Below are 15,013 nucleotides of genomic sequence, written 5' to 3'. Positions count from 1 at the left end.
CTGTTAAATGGGGTCAGGCTGATCGGGCTCTGTTGCGCGATGTGGACTCATGCACTGGTCGATGGTCGACCAACTCGGACACCATAAAGAAGTTCAGGAAAGTGCTTCTTTCCAAGCAGAAGAATAGGTGTTCTTATTGTCAGATGCCCTTGGAGGTGGATGAGAATGGATACAGGGAGCTAGATCACATTCTTCCGAAGAGTCCAAGCAAGTCTAAGGATAATGATCGCTCAAAAAGTGGAATTTATGAGGATCGATGGATAACAAAGGGTTACTCTAAATTTAGGTACAGCTACCGTAATCTAGCGGTGGCATGCAAGCAGTGCAATACGTTTAAAGGCACTTTTGATCCACTCTTGGTTCGCAGTGTGCCAAAGCCAAAATCTTATCCAAAGATTGCAGATCTGCTGTGGTATCACCCCCAGTTGGCAAAATACGAAAGTCACATTCAAGTGTCTGATGATTTCATATTTTCCGGACTGACGCCGTCAGGCGCTACTGTGATCCGAGTTTGTAGGCTTGATAGGGTGGAGGTGCTGGAGATAAAATTCCTCGGCCGCGCTAAGGTCAGAGCTTCGCACGCGGATTCTCTAAGGATGGCGATTGATGTGTTGCGCACTGGTTATCAAACTAAGGCGTTTGGAAAAAAGCACGCGATATCTGTTATTTCAAGTAATTATGGATTGAGCGTCAAGAAGGCGGCCGAGCTGTTTCAGTTGTCAATTTCGGCAGTGACAAGCGCGTCCGCGCTTGAGAAGCTCGCTGTGGCGTGCGCGGTCGTTGACGGGCGTGCCTGAGTTATGCTCAATTTTTGATTTGCTCGGTTACCAATTGGGCTTGGTTAATAATGGGATGATAATGTCTTTTCTTCCCCATTTATTGGTGGCCCCGTCTGTGAGCGCGCCGCGGCGATCACACGCGGCATGGCGCACTGACCGGGCTCAACGCGCCGCAGCGATCGCTCGTACACGCGCCTTGGCCAGCGCCTCGCCAATGGCCGGCCCCTTCAGGTGCGTGGTGTCCAGGTCACGCGCCTGCACGGACAACGCCGCCCGGTGCAGGCGCTTCAGCGTTTCGCCCTGCGGGTAGTCGCTGTCCTCGTAACCCAGCCGGCCGCGCTTGTCGGCCTCGCAGCACAACGCGATGCGGGCCACCCGTTCCGGTCGACGCAGTGCATCGCAGCGGCCCAGCAGTTCCAGCACGGTGGCATCGCGCAGCTCGTCGATGCGATGCACGTTCAGATGCTCGCGACAGACGGCCTCGGCCAACTGCTGGTGCTCGGTCGGAATCTTCAGGCGCGCGCACAGTGCTTTCAGCGGGTTGATGCCGCGCTGTTCGTGCATGATGTGGCGCGGCCATTCCTCGGGCGGGGTCAGGCCCTTGCCGAGGTCGTGGGTCAGTGCGGCGAAGCCGACCAGGTCATCGCCGGGGGCCAGCTTCGCGGCCATGTCGCTGACCATTTCCTGGTGGATGCCGGTATCGACTTCGGGATGGAATTCCGCGCGCTGCGGCACGCCGTACAACGCTTCCAGCTCCGGCAATATCGGGCCCAGCGCGTGCGCGTCGTGCAGGGTGCGCAGGAACGCGGACGGGCGTTCGCACACCAGTGCCTTGCGCAGCTCCTGCCACACACGTTCCGGCACCAGTGCGTCGAGCTCGCCGCTGGCGGCAATCTCGCGCATCAGTTCCATGGTTTCCGGCGCGACGGTGAAGCCGAGCGAGGCGAAGCGGGCCATGAAGCGCGCCGCGCGCAGCACGCGCAGCGGGTCTTCTACGAAGGCGGGACCGACATGGCGCAGCACGCGCTGCTCGATGTCACGCGCGCCGCCATAGGGGTCGACCAGCGCGCCGCTGTCTTCATCGCAGGCGATGGCGTTGATGGTGAAGTCGCGGCGCTGCAGGTCTTCTTCCAGCGTCACCGCCGGATCGGCATCGACCACGAAGCCGCGGTAGCCACGGCCGGATTTGCGTTCGGTGCGCGCCAGCGCGTATTCCTCACCGGTCTTCGGGTGCAGGAAGACGGGGAAATCGCGGCCCACGGCCGTAAAGCCCTGCGCTTCCATCTGCGCGGGCGTGGCGCCGACGACGACCCAGTCACGGTCGCCGGCAGGGCGCTGCAACAGGCGGTCGCGCACGGCGCCGCCGACAAGATAGATCTTCATGGGGGGATGATGGCACGGTAGCGCCGGGCCATGCCCGGCGGGATACATCGCGGCGTCCGCCGGGCATGGCCCGGCGCTACCGTCATCGGGCGATCAATCGCCGCCCTGGTCGGCGTCGGCGGCGCAGGTGAAGCTCTTGCGCTTGTCCACCAGGCGGCCCATCAGGCGGTCGCTCAGCGGCAGTGCGTCGCCATTGAGTCGCCAGTCGTAGATCACGCTGAAGGCCAGCACGCGGGCAACGTACTCGCGCGTTTCCTTGTAGCTGATGGTCTCGATCCACAGGTCCGGATCGAAGCCCGGGCGCTGGGTCTGCCATCGCGCGGTCGGCGTCGGGCCCGCGTTGTACGCGGCGATGGTCACGTAGGGCAGGCCCTCGTACTTGTTCATCAACTGCCGCAGGTACGCGGTACCGATGGCGATGTTGGTGTCCGGGTCGTACAGGCTGTCAGCGCCGCCGTAGCCGGTCAGGCCGATGGACCTGGCAACACCAGCACCGGTCGCCGGCAGCACCTGCATCAGGCCCATGGCGTTGGCAGGCGAACGCGCGCGCGGGCTGAACACGCTTTCCGCACGGATCTCAGCGGCCACCCAGGCCGGGTCCAGCGCATTGCGCGCCGACTCGCGACGGATCGTGGCGTCGTGGTGCAGCGGGAAGCGCAGGTCGTACAGGCGCTGCTCCTGCTTCTGCTTGCCGAGCGAGAACACCGCGCGGTCGAACCAGCCGTTGTCCTGCGCCACGCGCACCGCGAGGCGACGCTGGGTGTCATCGAAGCGCGACAGTGCGTTGTTCCATTCGGCCACCGCCCAGCCGGCGCGGTCGATCTGGTAAAGCGCCATCGCGCGCTGGATGGCCGGATCGCGGGCCACCACGGCCTGCGCCTGCGCGCTGTCGTTGGGCTTCCACGGGCACAGGGTGTAGGGCTGCTGCAGCTTGTCCGCCGCCAGGAAGCCATGGAAGGTAGGCGCGCGTGCGGCTTCGCGGAACAGCGGCTGCGCCTGCTGTGCCTGGCCGGTCTTTTCCAGCATGCGGCCTTCGAAATAGCGCCAGCGCGAATCGTTGCGCTGGGTCGGGCCCATCTTGCGGATCGCTGCCAACGTCGCCGGCCAATCGCCGCGCGACATCGCTTCGCGTGCGCGCCATTCGTGCAGGCGTTCGTCGTAGGCCGCATCGGGTACGGCATTCAAGCGGCGGGCAGAGTCGGGCAGGTAGGACGCCACCGTCCACAGGGCGATCTGGTAACGCACCTGACCCTGCTGTTCGGCGCTCAGGCCCAACGCCTGCGCGTACTGCGGCAGCTGCTGTTCGGTGGCGTCCGGGTCGGCCTTGGCCAGCTTGGCCAGGCCATCGGTGGCGATGCGTCGGCTGCGCTCGTTGCGCGGCCAGTTCAGGGCACTGGCATTGGGCTTGTCGACGAAGGCGGCGTAGGTGTTGGCCAGCGCCAGATCGCCCGCCTGCAGGCCGCGGGCGGCCGAACGCATTACCGCCGGCTGCTGGGCATCGGCAGCGGCATCGATACGCTCCCAGCGCAGCGCATCGCTCATGCCACCCTGCGCCTGCAGCACGGCAAACACGGCGTCGCAGGCATCGGGCAGCGACTTGCCGTTCTTGCGCCACAGATCCTGGGCTTCACCGATCCACTGCGGGTCCACCTTGCCGGTGGCTTGGCGCGCCGTCAGCTGCGCACAACGCAGGCCGAGGTTGTCGGTCGGCACCCAGTTGGCCAGCAGCGTCGGCCAGTCCTGCCGGCGCGCCACAGAGGGCAGCCAGGCGCTGCGGAAGCTGTTGGCCACGGCCTGGCCCTGGTAGCGCTTGAGGAAGGCCTGTGCCTGCGCCGTATCCACGGTGTCGATGTTGCGCCGCAGATTGGCGAATTCCAGCCAGCCATACGCTGGATGGCGGCTGAGCGCAGCGGCCTGGCCGGGATCGAACTGGCCACGTTCGGCGGCCGCGATGGCGGCCTTCAACTGGGCGTTCTGGGCATCGAGGGACTGGGCACTCGCGCAGCCGATCAGCAGCGTGGTGGCCAGCGGGAGCAGGGACAGGGCGGTCGAAGATCGTCGGGTCATGGCGACCAGCATAGCGGGCAGTGGCTGAATTCAGTTTCTCATTGCGTACACGGCAGCAGAGGGCAACGACAGCTGAATGATGAGGTGATCCGCACTGCCGCGAGGGCAGCTGCCCGGCGTAGGTTTGGGCTGGGGCGACCGGCCCTGCTGCAGGGAGCGGCACATGGCATTCAGTAGCGCAGGAAGAAGCGGCCCGCTGGCGGACATCAACGTCACGCCACTGGTGGATGTGATGCTGGTGTTGTTGATCATCTTCATCGTGACCGCGCCGATGTTGTCGCGGCCGATCAACGTGCAGTTGCCGCAGGCCACCGATCGCGTGGTTGATCGCCCCGAGCCACCGCCGCCGATCGAGCTGCGCCTGGATGCGTCCAGCCAGTTGAGCTGGGACGGGCAGCCGATGGCCATCGGCGATCTGCAGTCGCGCCTGCAGGCGCAGGCCAGCCAGCATGCCGGCAACCTGCCGGAGCTGCGCATCAGCACCGATCCGTCGGCCGAGTACGACGGCATGGCCAAGATCCTGGCCGCCGCCGAGGCCACCGGCATGCAACGCATCGCGTTCGTGCAGTGATGGCTTGACCGGTGCGGCCTTCCCTAGGGAGGGCCGCACTAGGGCAGCAGGCTCTCGGAAGCGAGCCGATGTAGATCACCGCCTTCGGTGAATACGTAGCCAAATGACGTTATCTGCTCTCAGAATCGTCAAATCTACGTGAAAGAGTGTCGGGCATCACGTCGCGATCTTTACCGCTTGTTTACAAAGGAGACGCTGCCGCCATGCAGGGGGGAGCGCGGCAGTCCATGTCCCGACATTCCTTTGGAGAGAGAGCGAATGAATTACCTGCACCACCGCCCCTTGGCGGTTGCCGTCGCGCTGTGCGTGACCGCCCTGGCACCGATGGGTGCTGCCGCCCAATCGACCACCACCAATCTGGATGCGATCGAAGTCACCGGCACCCGCATCAAGCGCGCTGAAGTGGAAGGCCAGGTGCCGGTCCAGACCCTCAATCGCGCCGATATCGAACGCACCGGCCTGACCTCGATCGGTGAAGTGCTGCAACAGCTCACCGGTTCCGGCTCGGCGCTCAATGCCAAATTCAATTCGTCGGGCAACTTCGGTTTCCCGCCCGACGGCAGTGGCGTCGGCGCGGGTTCGGCGCAGGTGGACCTGCGTCATCTGGGTGCCAAGCGTGTACTGGTGCTGGTCGATGGCATCCGCTGGGTCAACGAATCCTCGGCCTCGGGCGTGGGTTCGGCCACCGACCTCAACACCATTCCGCTGGCCATCGTTGAACGCATCGAAGTGCTGGAAGACGGCGCGTCGTCGCTGTACGGCTCCGATGCCATCGCCGGTGTGGTCAACATCATCACCCGCCGCGACTTCGATGGCGGCCAGGTGACGTTGAACTATGGCCAGTACGGCAAGGGCGATGGCACGCAGAAGGGCGTGGACCTGGCCTGGGGTAAGAGTGGCGACCGTTACAGCCTGTTCCTGGGGGCAAGCTGGACCAAGCAGGACCCGGTGTATGCGAAAGACCGCGAGCAGTCGCGCTTCCCGATTCCCGGTACCGGCCTGGCCTTCGGCAGCGGCGGCATTCCGCAGGGGCGCTTTGCCTTCGTCGATCCCAATACCGGTGCCGAACAGGACATCGTGCCCAACACCGGCGTGAGCAGCCCGCGTTACGACGGCAGCGCCGGCTGCAACCGCACCGACGACTACCACTGTTTCACCAGCGCCGACCGCTTCAACTTCGCCGAATACAACATGGTGCTGACGCCGTCGGAGCGTAAGGGCCTGTTCGGCCAGTTCCGTTTCGACATCACCGACAACGTGCAGTGGTACGTCAAGGCACTGGGCAACCGCCGCGAGTCGACCAACCAGGCCGGCCCGGAGCCGCTGTTCTTCGGCCCCGATGGCGCCACCGGCAATCCGTTGGCCGACAACATCGTGGTCTCGGCACTGAACCCGTACAACCCGTTCGGCTTCGACCTGGTGTCGTCCGGCAACATGAGCCTGATCGGTCGCCGCCCGGTGGAAGGCGGCGCGCGCGTGTTCGAGCAGCAGGTGGATACCACGTACTTCGCCACCGGTCTGGTCGGCAACTTCCAGGCGGCTGACCGCAGCTGGTACTGGGACGTCAACGGCATGTACAGCAAGAACAAGGCCGAGCAGACCAACTACGGCAGCTACAACATCTACAACGTCAACATGGCGCTGGGCGATCCGGCGGTGTGCGCGGCCACGCCGGGCTGCGTGCCGCTGAACATCTTCGGTGGCGCAGGCTCGATCACCCCGGACATGCTGCGCTGGATCCAGCCGGTGGTGCGCGACCGCAGCCAGAACGAGCTGAGCCTGTTCACCGCCAATCTGTCCAGCGATCTGTTCACCCTGCCGGCCGGTCCGGTGTCCTTCGCCACCGGCCTCGAACACCGCAAGTACAAAGGCTCGTACCAGCCTGACCCGCTGACGGTGATCGGCCACTACAACGGCGTACCGTCGCAGCCGACGTCCGGTTCCTACGACGTCAACGAAGCGTACCTGGAGCTGAGCGTGCCGATCTTCGCCGACTCGGCACTGGGCAAGAAGCTGGACCTGAGCCTGGCCGGCCGCTACTCGGATTACTCGACCTTCGGCGGTGAGTTCACGCCCAAGTACGGCCTGCGCTGGCAGGTGACCGATGACTTCGTGCTGCGCACCACCTACGCCGAAGGCTTCCGCGCACCGTCGATCGGTGAGCTGTACGGTTCGGCTGCGCGTGCTGACCTGCAGTTGTTCGATCCCTGCTCGGTGGGCCTGGGTGGCACACCGCCGCGCGGCAGTGCGGCCAACTGTGCCTCGCTGGGCGTGCCGACCGGCTTCCAGCAGGCCAACTCGCAGATCTCGGTGACCACCGGCGGCAACCGCGAGCTGGAACCGGAGCGGTCGCGCAGCTTCAGTGCCGGCTTCGTGTGGAGCCCCTGGTTTGGCAACGATGCGTCGTGGTCGGAGCGCTTCGACGTGGAAGTGACCTTCTACCGCCACAACATCGATGGCGCGATCCAGGCGATCAACGCGCAGACCCAGCTGGACCTGTGCGTGGATACGCTGGACCCGATCTACTGCGACGGCATCACCCGTGCCAGCACCGGTGCGGTCAGCAGCTTCAACAACCGCCTGACCAACCTGGGTTCGATCAAGACCGATGGTTGGGATGTGGATCTGTTCTGGACCCTGCCCCAGAGTTCGATCGGCCAGTTCAAGCTGGGCTGGAAGAACACCTTCGTCGGTCGCTATGAGGCCACCGGTGCGGCCGGCCAGAGGCAGCCGCAGAAGCCCGGCGTGGAAGTGGCTGACAGTTCGATTCCGGAATGGACCAGCAACGCCAGCATCGGCTGGACGCTGGACAACTGGAGCGCCAACTGGACGGTACGCCACATTTCCGAACTGACCGAAGACTGCGGTGACGCCGTGGCGTTCCCGGTGTGCAGCAACCAGGCTGCCGGCACCAACACGCTGTCGGCCACCACCTTCCATGACGCGCAGGTGGGCTACAAGATCGACTGGATGAAGGGGCTGCAGCTGACGGCCGGCTTGAACAACGTGTTCGACAAGGATCCGCCGATCTGCCTGTCGTGCTCGTTGAATGGCTATGACGCCTCGACCTACGACATTCCGCGTGGCCGCTACTGGTACCTGCGCGCGGACCTGCGGTTCTGATGAGGGGACGGCGCCGGGCTCAGTCCGGCGTCCCCATGTGGATGTAGAGCCGAGCCCATGCTCGGCTCGATCGCCCACAACGTTGCGAAAGGCAGCCGAGCATGGGCTCGGCTCTACAGGTGCGGGGCGATCGTGCCCCGCGCCTGATCAGAACGACCAGGTAAAGGTCAGCGAACCGTTGCGACCATCGCCATACGCACCGTAGCCGGTGATCTGCGAGTAGTACTTCTTGTCCAGCAGGTTGTTGAGGTTGGCCTGCACGCTGAATTCCGGCGAGATGCGGTAGCGCACGAACGCACTGACCAGCGCATAGCCTTCCTGTTCGAAACGACCCACCACCGGCGCCGCGTAGTAGATGCGGTTCTGCCAGTTGGCACCACCACCGACGGTCAGTTCCTGCAGCGACTGCGGGGTGTAGCTGGTGAACAGCTTCAGCGCGGTCTGCGGCAGGTTGGTGTTGATGTCGGCGTCGTTGATGTCCTTGGCCACGTAGCGCGACGCACCGAACGTGGCATTCCAGCCAGGTGCCAGTTCGCCGTTCAACTCGAACTCGAAGCCACGGCTGACCGTGCCGCGTGCGGCGACATAGGCCGTTTCATTCTGCTGCCCGTCCACCTTGTCCATGGTGGCCTGGCCGACGTTGTCCTGCTCGATGCGGAACACGGCCAGCGAGGCATTCAGGCGGTTGTCGAACCAGGCACCCTTGACGCCCACTTCGTAGCTCTTGCCATCCACCGGGTCCAGGTAGCTGCCCTGTTTGTTGCGCAGCGTCTGCGGCTGGAAGATCTCGGTGTAGCTGGTGTACGCCGAATAGGTGTCGTTGATGTCATAGACCAGGCCGGCGTACGGCGTGGTGACCTTGTGCGAGCGATCATTGCCTTCGTCTTCGCTCTTCCAGTCGGTGTAGCGCGCACCGACGATCAGCTTCAGCGGATCAGCCAGTGACAACCGCGCGGCCACGTAGCCGGCCTTCTGGGTGATGGTGCCTTCGCTGGCCAGTGCCAGTGGATTCCAGTTCGGCTGGGGGATGTTGCCGGTCCAGTTGAGGTAGGTATCGAATGGGTTCCAGCCCGGGCCGCCCATCTGGAAATCGCCGTAGTTGGCGAACTCGCGCTTGTTGTAGCTCAGGCCGGCCATGAACTGGTGCTCGCGACCGAACAGCTGGAAAGGACCATCGATGTAGCCGTCGATGCCATCGACCTTGCGCTCGGTGTTGTAGAAGCCGGCCATCGGCGTTACACCTGCGCCGGTGGTCTTGTCGAAGGCGGTGTAGGACGGATAGAACAGCTTGTCATCGGCCTGGGTGCGATCGTGGGTGGCGCCGATCTTGAACTTCCAGCCATTGCCGAACGCGTGCTGCAGGGTGGCGAAGGCGCGCTTGCTGGTGGTGTCCCAGTAGGTCCAGTCCGGCGAGGGATTGAACGACGTCGGGTAGTGGGTTGAACTACCGTCCGCGTACCACATCGGGAAGCCGCCCCAGGTCGCGCCGCTGGCCTTCTTGTGCTGGTAGTCGTAGCCCACGCTGAGCTGGGTATCGGGGGTCAGGTCGGCATCGATCACCGCGTAGCCGAGGGTCTTGCGCTGGTTGTAGCGGTCCATCTGCCCATCGGTGTCCAGGTAGCTGCCGATCACCCGGCCGCGTACGGTGCCGCTGGCGTTGAGCGCGCTGCCCACGTCCACGGTGGTGCGGGTGCGGCCCCAGCTGCCGACGTTCACCGACACGCTGCCGGTCAGCTCGGCGCTGTCGGCGTGCTTGCGGATCAGGTTCACCGATGCCGACGGGTTGCCGGCGCCACTGAGCAGGCCGGTGGCGCCGCGCACCACTTCCACGCGGTCGTACAGGGCCAGGTCCAGGCCGGAGTCGCCGTAGCTCCAGTTCTGCACCATCTGCGTGGGCAGGCCATCGAACTGGTACGCATCGATGTAGAAGCCGCGTGCGTAGAACTCGGTGCGCTCGCTGTCCGACTGCGTGCTGGTCACGCCGGTGGTGTTGCCCAGCACGTCGATGATGTCGTCCAGCTGCTGATCTTCAATGCGCTGATGGCTGATGATGCTGACCGACTGCGGGATCTCGCGCGGCGTCAGGTCGAAGCGGGTACCGGCCGAGGTGCGGCGCACCGAGTAGCCTTCGGCGCGCTCGCCCTTCACCACGACCTTGTCGAGGGTGGTCGGATCGGCGGCGGATTCGGCGAAGGCAGCGGGCGCGGCGGCCGCGCAGAGTGCGGCGAGCACGGCAGCGGACAGCCGCTGCGGCTGCAGAGGACGGAAGGCGGGACGGATCATCGGGGGATTCCTGGACGGGCACGCGCGTTCGGCCGGCATCCAGGAGGCGAGGCGCTACGGGTAGGGGAAGGGCGGGCAGGCCGTCCTGGCGCCACCGGAAACGAAAGAAATGGTAATACGAACTATTCCTATTTACAAATAATGAACGGGCGGATCCAAGGCGAGGCCCGCGCCGCAGTCAGCGGATGTCTTGCCCCTGCAGCAGCGGCAGTGGGTCGCGGGCACCATCGGCGCCGTAGATACCCCAATGCAGATGGGGCGGCGTGCCCTTGGCGTTGCCGCTGTCGCCGACGTGACCGAGCAGGTCGCCGGGACGCACCACCTGGCCGCGCGCCAGGCCCTCGGCCCAGCCTTCCAGGTGCGCGTAGTAATAGCGCTCGCGTCCCGGGCCGATGACCCAGACCTGGCGGCCACCTAGGCCGCTGTCGCGGATGTCGGCGACAACGCCGGGGGTAGCGCTGCGCACCGGCGTGCCGCGCTTGCCGAAGATGTCGATGCCCGCATGCGTGCGGTCACGCCCGCGCGGCGCACCGAAGGTATCGGCGATCTGGCGCGGGCGGACGCCTTCCACCGGCACCGGCAGCTGCGTGGCCGGCGGCATGCGCGAGAGCGTCCACAGCATCTTCGGTGCGGCGGCCCACGGGCTGTTCCAGAAGGCCATCGCCGCGATGACCAGGATCAGCAGGATGGCGCCACGCAGCAGCCAGCGGCGCAGGCGTCTGGCATTGGAGGGGGCAGGGGTATTCATGCGTTGCCAGTGTAGGAGCAGGCCATGCTCGAACGCATCTACGCTATGACAACGGCACGTCGAAGCCACGTTTCAACGTGCCCAGCGCCACCGACGTACGGAAGCGCTCGATGTTGTCATCCGCACCGAACAACCGCTCGGTGATCGCCTCGTACTCTTCCATCGATGCCGCCGAAAGCAGCAGCAGGAAATCGCCGTCGCCGGTGATCGAGTAGCACTGCTGCACGGCAGGGTCGTCCTGCACGCGGCGGCGGAACGGGGCGACCTTCTCGCGCTGTTCGCTGACCACGCGCACCTCGACGATGATGGTCAGCGGCCGGCCGATCTTCGCGGCATCGATCACGGCCACGTTGGCGGCGATCACCCCGCTGTCCTGCAGGCGCTTGATCCGCCGCTGCACGGCCGGGGTCGACAGGTGCACGGCCTCGGCGATCTGCCGTTGCGGCAGGGTATTGTCCTGCTGCAGCAGGGCGAGGATGGCGCGGTCGAAGCTGTCCAGCACGGGGGCGGTGGCCATGGTGAGCAGAAGTTGCACGGACGGGCCGTCAATTGAGCCAAGTGCTCGCCGCCGGCGCAATAGACTGGCGGCATGCAGACTTCTCGAATCGCGCCGATGTTGCCGGCGCTGGCGGTGCTCGGCTCGGTCACCGCACTGGCCATCGGTACCTCCTACGCCAAGCAGCTGTTTCCGTTGATCGGTGCGCAGGGCACCAGCGCGCTGCGCGTGGGCTTCTCGGCGCTGTTGCTGCTGCTGTTCTGGCGGCCATGGCGCTGGAAGACCAGCCGCGTGGATGCGATCACGATCCTGCGCTACGGCCTCACCCTGGGCCTGATGAACCTGTTGTTCTACATGGCCTTGCGCACGATCCCGTTCGGCATTGCGGTGGCCATCGAATTCACCGGCCCGTTGACGGTGGCGATGCTGTCGTCGCGGCGGCCGATCGATTTCCTCTGGGTGGGCTGCGCGGCCGTGGGGCTGCTGTTGCTGCTGCCTATCGGCGGCGGCCCGGCTCTGGACCCGGTGGGCGTGCTGTACGCCATGGGCGCGGCGGCCTGCTGGGGCCTGTACATCGTGTTCGGCAAACGCGCCGGCCACCTGCACGCCGGGCACTCGGTGTCGCTGGGGCTGCTGGCTGCGTCGCTGGTGGTGGTGCCGGTGGGCGTGGTGCATGCCGGTGCGGCGTTGCTGGAGCCGAAGATCCTGCTGGCCGGGCTGGTGGTGGCGCTGGTATCCAGCGCGATCCCGATGTCACTGGAGATGATGGCGCTCAAGCGCCTGCCGAAGGAAACCTTCGGGATCCTGATCAGCATGGAACCGGCGGTGGCCGCGCTGTGGGCGATGCTGCTGCTGCACGAGCACCTGCATGGACTGCAGTGGCTGGCGATCGGCTGCACGGTGCTGGCCTCGGTGGGCAGCACGATGACGGCAAGGCGGTTGAAGGTGCCGGTGGCGCAGGCGGGGTAGCGCCGGGCCATGCCCGGCGGAGAGCGTGCGGACCAACGGTCCGCACCCACCAGGGCAGCGTGCCAACCAAGGTTGGCCCCTACCAGGGTCGGTAGCGCCGGGCCATGCCCGGCGAGCGCAGCGGCAGCGTCAGCGCAAGGCGTCGGCCGGGACGTCGATCGCCATCGCCAGGGCGAGATGGTCGGAGAACGCAGCCGGTACCGCTTCCACGTTGCGGGTCTGCAGACCGCTGCTGACCAGGATGTGGTCGATGGCGCGGTCGGGGCGCCAGCTGGGGAAGGTCGGCACGATGCAGCCGGGCGGCTGCAGGCGGGTCTTCTGGTACAGCACCTGCATTTCCGGCCGTTCGGCCAGGCAGTTGAAATCGCCCATCAGCACCGCATTGGGATGGTCCGACAACAGCTCGGCGATGAAGCCAAGCTGGGCCATCCGCGAGCCTGCGCCCAGCGACAGATGGGCCACCGCAACGGCCAGGCCATCGCGACCATCGCCGAACTTGGCCAGCAGCACGCCGCGCCCGCCGATGCGGCCGGGCAGGGCGTGGTCCTGCACTTCCACCGGTTCCAGCTTGCTCAGCAGGCCGTTGGCACTGGAGGCAACGCCGCCCATGCGCCGGTTCGGCTGGTGGCTCCAGTAATTGAAGCCGGCGCGCTGGGCCAGGTAATGGGTCTGGTTGGTGAAGCCCGAGCGCAGGCTGCCCGGGTCGGCCTCCTGCAGGCCGACGATGTCATGACCGCGCGCCAAAGTGGCAATCGCGTCAAGGCTGCTGCGCTTGCGACCCGCCGGCAGCGCATGTGACCAGCTGCGGGTCACATAGTCGCTGTAGCGGCGGGTACTTGAGCCGGCCTGGATGTTGGCCGTCAGCAAACGCAGGGTCCGTGTTGTGGGGGAAGTCACGGCCGGGAAAACGTCTCTTTGATCAGTGAGCCTGGGCCGCACCGCGTTCGCGGGCGATCAGGTGGTCGGCAATGCGCAGCATGTCCGGGAAGCTCTTGCCCTTCACCAGGTACTTGCCGTTGACGATGATCGACGGGGTGCCGCTGATCTGGCTGCGCTGGGCGAACTGCTTGGCCGAGTTGGTCTTGGCATTCACCGCGAAGCTGCCCATGGTGGCGGCGAACTGCTTCGGATCGACGCCGTAGGCACCGTAGAACTTGGCGATGTCTTCGACCGAATCAGCACCGCGCTCGCCCTTCAGGGTCTTCTGCGAGTGGATGGCCGAGTACAGCGCTTCGTGGGTCTTCTCCTGCACGCCCAGGGTCTGGGCAGCGTAGAAGGCACGGGCGTAGTTGTCCCAGGTGCCGCCGAACATGGCCGGCACGTAGACGAAGTTCACATCGCTCGGCAGGCCGGCCTTCCACGGGCCGACCAGCGGCTGGAACGCGGCGCAGGCCGGGCAGACGTAACCGAAGATCTCGACCACTTCGACCTTGCCGGCGGCCGGCTGGAACGGCTGGCCGTTCGGGATCAGCTGGTAGTCGGCGCCTTCCACCGGGGCCGGGCCGGTCAGCGCGGCGGTGGTCGGGGCAGGGGCGGTGCTGGCGGCGGTCTTGTCACCTTCGGCAGCCGGTGCAGCGGCTTCGCTGCCCGCGGCCGGCGCGGCCGGTTCGGTGCTGGCCGGGGTCGCGGCCGGTTCTGCCGGGGCGGCGGTGTTGGCGGTGCCATCGTCGGCCTTGCAGGCCGCCAGGATCGGCAGCAGCGCTGCGAGGGCGAGGGCGGCGAAACGGGTCTTCATGGAAACGTCTCCAGCATCTGGAAAGGTGGGGCCGGCGTCAGGCGCCGGCCAGAGGGAAATGATGACATGCGGCGGCGACAGCGCCGTGTCGATGGTGTGTGTTGGTTCAGCGGCCGCGGGCGGCGCGGGCCTGGGCGATCAGCGCCGAGGCGATGCGCAGCTGGTCGTCGAAGCTCTTGCCACGGACCAGGTACTGGCCGTTGATGATGATGGCCGGGGTGCCCGGCACCTGGGTGCGCTGGGCGAAGGCACGGGCGGCATCGACCTTCTTCTGTACCGCCTCGCCGCGCAGGGCCTGCGTGTAGCGCTCCGGTGTCACGCCGTAGGCCTTGTAGAAGCTGGCGAGCTCATCGGCCGAGACGTTCTGCATCGGCAGCGTGCCGTCCTCGTGCAGGGCCTTGAACACGGCGGCGTGGCTGCGCTTGGCCACGCCTACTTCGTCGGCGGCGTAGTAGGCCAGGGCCCAGGAATCCCAGGCACCGCCGAAGGCGGCCGGGACCGGGGTGAAGCGCACGTCGGCCGGCAGCTTGGCGGCCCAGGCGGCCAGCTGCGGTTCGAAATGGGCGCAGTGCGGGCAGGTGTAGCCGAACACCTCGACCACTTCGATCTTGCCGGCCAGCGGCTGGAACGGGCCAGGCTGGGCGATGCGCTCGTAGTCTTTGCCTTCGACCAGCGGGGCGTTGGCGGGGGTGGCGGCGCAGGCCGCCAACGGCAGCAGCACCAGCAGGGACAGCAGAAGGCGGGGAATCAACCTCATCGACACGCATCTCCGTTGAAAATGACAACGCCGGCGCAGCCGCCGGCGTGAAGGAAACATACCGCAGCGGCGGGCCGTCGTGGCGACCCGCGCCGACCAGTG

The 15,013-nt window shown here is 65.8% G+C and carries 12 protein-coding genes; 4 read left to right on the top strand and 8 right to left on the bottom strand.

The features are described from left to right. Nucleotides 1–308 precede the first annotated feature (308 nt). On the top strand, nt 309–797 hold the full coding sequence (locus QP457_RS18330; protein WP_286040830.1) for a hypothetical protein: 489 nt from the start codon (nt 309–311) through the stop codon (nt 795–797). Between the two features lie 144 nt (nt 798–941). Here the strand turns inward: QP457_RS18330 and QP457_RS18325 are convergent, their stop codons facing one another. Together QP457_RS18325 and QP457_RS18320 are read right to left on the bottom strand one after the other, a co-directional pair. Beyond that, nucleotides 942–2,162, bottom strand: a complete 1,221-nt coding sequence (locus tag QP457_RS18325) for a multifunctional CCA addition/repair protein (protein WP_205406326.1) — start codon at nt 2,160–2,162, stop codon at nt 942–944. A gap of 93 nt (nt 2,163–2,255) precedes the next feature. Beyond that, nucleotides 2,256–4,241: a transglycosylase SLT domain-containing protein gene (locus tag QP457_RS18320; protein WP_100553550.1), complete on the bottom strand. Its 1,986-nt coding sequence runs from the start codon at nt 4,239–4,241 to the stop codon at nt 2,256–2,258. Nucleotides 4,242–4,392: 151 nt separating this feature from the next. On the opposite strand from QP457_RS18320, the gene QP457_RS18315 reads away from it, so the two are divergent. Next, nucleotides 4,393–4,800 carry a biopolymer transporter ExbD gene (locus QP457_RS18315; protein WP_205406325.1) on the top strand — a complete coding sequence of 136 codons (408 nt, stop codon included), beginning with the start codon at nt 4,393–4,395 and terminating at the stop codon, nt 4,798–4,800. A 258-nt stretch (nt 4,801–5,058) separates the two neighbouring features. Beyond that, nucleotides 5,059–7,923 (top strand): TonB-dependent receptor, encoded by a 2,865-nt coding sequence (locus QP457_RS18310; RefSeq protein ID WP_089236872.1) that lies wholly within the window; start codon nt 5,059–5,061, stop codon nt 7,921–7,923. Nucleotides 7,924–8,070: 147 nt separating this feature from the next. Here QP457_RS18310 and fhuE read toward each other — a convergent pair whose 3' ends face one another. The 3 genes from fhuE to QP457_RS18295 all read right to left on the bottom strand — a co-directional run bounded on the left by fhuE (nt 8,071) and on the right by QP457_RS18295 (nt 11,471). After that, nucleotides 8,071–10,206, bottom strand: a complete 2,136-nt coding sequence (gene fhuE / locus QP457_RS18305; RefSeq protein WP_205406324.1) for a ferric-rhodotorulic acid/ferric-coprogen receptor FhuE — start codon at nt 10,204–10,206, stop codon at nt 8,071–8,073. Between the two features lie 178 nt (nt 10,207–10,384). Further along, nucleotides 10,385–10,954 carry a M23 family metallopeptidase gene (locus QP457_RS18300; protein ID WP_205406323.1) on the bottom strand — a complete coding sequence of 190 codons (570 nt, stop codon included), beginning with the start codon at nt 10,952–10,954 and terminating at the stop codon, nt 10,385–10,387. Nucleotides 10,955–10,997: 43 nt separating this feature from the next. After that, nucleotides 10,998–11,471 (bottom strand): Lrp/AsnC family transcriptional regulator, encoded by a 474-nt coding sequence (locus QP457_RS18295; RefSeq protein ID WP_165378087.1) that lies wholly within the window; start codon nt 11,469–11,471, stop codon nt 10,998–11,000. A gap of 72 nt (nt 11,472–11,543) precedes the next feature. On the opposite strand from QP457_RS18295, the gene QP457_RS18290 reads away from it, so the two are divergent. Continuing rightward, nucleotides 11,544–12,419, top strand: a complete 876-nt coding sequence (locus QP457_RS18290; RefSeq protein ID WP_089236864.1) for an EamA family transporter — start codon at nt 11,544–11,546, stop codon at nt 12,417–12,419. Nucleotides 12,420–12,548: 129 nt separating this feature from the next. Here QP457_RS18290 and QP457_RS18285 read toward each other — a convergent pair whose 3' ends face one another. The 3 genes from QP457_RS18285 to QP457_RS18275 form a co-directional block, all read right to left on the bottom strand. Further along, nucleotides 12,549–13,316 carry an endonuclease/exonuclease/phosphatase family protein gene (locus tag QP457_RS18285; RefSeq protein ID WP_089236863.1) on the bottom strand — a complete coding sequence of 256 codons (768 nt, stop codon included), beginning with the start codon at nt 13,314–13,316 and terminating at the stop codon, nt 12,549–12,551. A gap of 22 nt (nt 13,317–13,338) precedes the next feature. Next, nucleotides 13,339–14,154 carry a thiol:disulfide interchange protein DsbA/DsbL gene (locus tag QP457_RS18280; protein WP_205406322.1) on the bottom strand — a complete coding sequence of 272 codons (816 nt, stop codon included), beginning with the start codon at nt 14,152–14,154 and terminating at the stop codon, nt 13,339–13,341. 106 nt (nt 14,155–14,260) lie between these two features. After that, complete coding sequence (locus tag QP457_RS18275) at nt 14,261–14,911, bottom strand: thiol:disulfide interchange protein DsbA/DsbL (protein WP_100553543.1); 651 nt, start codon at nt 14,909–14,911, stop codon at nt 14,261–14,263. Between the last annotated feature and the right edge of the window lie 102 nt (nt 14,912–15,013).

Source organism: Stenotrophomonas sp. As-7, assembly GCF_030291015.1.
Classification (GTDB): Bacteria; Pseudomonadota; Gammaproteobacteria; order Xanthomonadales; family Xanthomonadaceae; genus Stenotrophomonas; species Stenotrophomonas lactitubi.
This window is presented reverse-complemented; position numbering and strand designations above follow the sequence as displayed.